Origin of the sequence: Kitasatospora sp. NPDC018619 (assembly GCF_044391605.1) — a bacterium.
In the GTDB taxonomy this organism is placed as follows: Bacteria; Actinomycetota; Actinomycetes; order Streptomycetales; family Streptomycetaceae; genus Kitasatospora.
The window spans coordinates 1-2,961 of the sequence record NZ_JBISAI010000044.1; the positions used below are offsets into that span (position 1 = coordinate 1).

The 2,961-nt window shown below is 54.6% G+C and carries 2 rRNA genes; both read left to right on the plus strand.

The features are described from left to right. Window positions 1–165 (plus strand): 16S ribosomal RNA (locus tag ACH5AR_RS33810); the annotation flags it as partial. Between the two features lie 345 nt (window positions 166–510). Further along, window positions 511–2,961, plus strand: a 23S ribosomal RNA gene (locus tag ACH5AR_RS33815); the annotation flags it as partial.

A 2,961-nucleotide genomic window follows, 5' to 3' on the forward strand; every position in this document is an offset into this window, starting at 1 on the left:
TCCCGGGCCTTGTACACACCGCCCGTCACGTCATGAAAGTCGGTAACACCCGAAGCCGGTGGCTTAACCCCTTGTGGGAGGGAGCCGTCGAAGGTGGGATCGGCGATTGGGACGAAGTCGTAACAAGGTAGCCGTACCGGAAGGTGCGGCTGGATCACCTCCTTTCTAAGGAGCATTCTCCAACACAACGTCCACACAGGTGGATGGTTGGTTGGCAGAGCCTGTTTCGGATCCACTTGTGGTCCGGCAGGAGCTCATGGGTGGACGCTGACAAACTTGATCGTCGTACGGTTTCTCCTCTGTGGGAAACCGACGAACAATATATCGGCATACTGTTGGGTCCTGAGAGAACACGCGAGTGTTTCCTCGAAGGAAGTAACGACAACACTGGAATGTGGGTCATACCGCGGAGTTGCATTGATTTCGGTCAGTGTTTTTTCGGCTGGTGCTCACGGGAGTTCTGGGGTTGTGTGTTGTTTGAGAACTGCACAGTGGACGCGAGCATCTTTGTTGTAAGTAATGAAGAGCGTACGGTGGATGCCTTGGCACCAGGAGCCGATGAAGGACGTAGGAGGCTGCGATAAGCCTCGGGGAGCTGTCAACCGAGCTGTGATCCGAGGATGTCCGAATGGGGAAACCCAGCACGAGTGATGTCGTGTTACCCGCGCCTGAATATATAGGGCGTGTGGAGGGAACGTGGGGAAGTGAAACATCTCAGTACCCACAGGAAGAGAAAACAACCGTGATTCCGTGAGTAGTGGCGAGCGAAAGCGGAAGAGGCTAAACCATGGGTGTGTGATAGCCGGCAGGTGTTGCATTCGTGGGGTTGTGGGGTTCATTTTGTCAATACTGCCGTGTTGGCCAACAGTAAGAAATCACAGGGTTAGTGGAAGTGGTCTGGAACGGCCTGTCGTAGAGGGTGAGAATCCCGTACACGAAAACTTTGTGACTGTTGTAATGGAAACCCAAGTAGCACCGGGCCCGTGAAATCTGGTGTGAATCTGTCGGGACCACCCGATAAGCCTGAATACTCCCTGGTGACCGATAGCGGACTAGTACCGTGAGGGAAAGGTGAAAAGTACCCCGGGAGGGGAGTGAAATAGTACCTGAAACCGTGCGCTTACAATCCGTCAGAGCCTTCGAGCAGTTTACTGCTGGGGGTGATGGCGTGCCTTTTGAAGAATGAGCCTGCGAGTTAGTGGCATGTCGCGAGGTTAACCCGTGTGGGGTAGCCGTAGCGAAAGCGAGTCCGAATAGGGCGATCGTAGTGGCATGCTCTAGACCCGAAGCGGAGTGATCTACCCATGGCCAGGTTGAAGCGACGGTAAGACGTCGTGGAGGACCGAACCCACTTAGGTTGAAAACTGAGGGGATGAGTTGTGGGTAGGGGTGAAAGGCCAATCAAACTCCGTGATAGCTGGTTCTCCCCGAAATGCATTTAGGTGCAGCGTCGCGTGTTTCTCACCGGAGGTAGAGCTACTGGATGGTCTAGGGGGCCCACAAGCTTACCGAAATCAGCCAAACTCCGAATGCCGGTGAGTGAGAGCGCGGCAGTGAGACTGCGGGCGATAAGGTTCGTAGTCGAGAGGGAAACAGCCCAGATCGCCAGCTAAGGTCCCTAAGCGTGTACTAAGTGGAAAAGGATGTGGGGTCGCGAAGACAACCAGGAGGTTGGCTTAGAAGCAGCCACCCTTGAAAGAGTGCGTAATAGCTCACTGGTCAAGTGATCCTGCGCCGACAATGTAGCGGGGCTCAAGTACACCACCGAAGCTGCGGCATTCACGCAATAGCCCCCAGTTGATCCAAGGATTTTCTGGCAGGTGTGTGGATGGGTAGGGGAGCGTCGTGTGGCCATGGAAGCGGCAGGGTGACCTAGCCGTGGAGGCCACACGAGTGAGAATGCAGGCATGAGTAGCGAAAGACGAGTGAGAAACTCGTCCGCCGAATGACCAAGGGTTCCTGGGCCAGGTTAATCCGCCCAGGGTGAGTCGGGACCTAAGACGAGGCCGACAGGCGTAGCCGATGGACAACGGGTTGATATTCCCGTACCCGTGTGAACGCGCCCATGGTGAATCAGTGATACTAACCATCCTGAAGCCACGAGAAGACCTTCGGGTCTCGAGTTGGTGGATGCATGGGACCTGATCTGGTAGTAGCCAAGCGATGGGGTGACGCAGGAAGGTAGCTGAGCCAGTCAGTGGTAATACTGGTGTAAGCGTGTAGGGCGTGACCTAGGCAAATCCGGGTCGCACATAGCCTGAGACGTGATGCGTAGCCGATTGAGGCGAATTCAGTGATCCTATGCTGCCGAGAAAAGCCTCTAGCGAGCTTTCACACGGCCCGTACCCCAAACCGACACAGGTGGTCAGGTAGAGAATACTAAGGCGATCGAGATAACTATGGTTAAGGAACTCGGCAAAATGCCCCCGTAACTTCGGGAGAAGGGGGGCCCTGTCTGGTGACGACATTTACTGTCTGAGCTGGGTGGGGCCGCAGAGACCAGTGAGAAGCGACTGTTTACTAAAAACACAGGTCCGTGCGAAGTCGTAAGACGATGTATACGGACTGACGCCTGCCCGGTGCTGGAAGGTTAAGAGGACCGGTTAGTTCCTTCGGGAGCGAAGCTGAGAATTTAAGCCCCAGTAAACGGCGGTGGTAACTATAACCATCCTAAGGTAGCGAAATTCCTTGTCGGGTAAGTTCCGACCTGCACGAATGGCGTAACGACTTCTCAGCTGTCTCAACCGTAGACTCGGCGAAATTGCATTACGAGTAAAGATGCTCGTTACGCGCGGCAGGACGAAAAGACCCCGGGACCTTCACTACAGCTTGGTATTGGTGTTCGGTTCGGTTTGTGTAGGATAGGTGGGAGACTGTGAAACGGTGACGCCAGTTATCGTGGAGTCGTTGTTGAAATACCACTCTGATCGAATTGGACCTCTAACCTCGGACCATGATCTG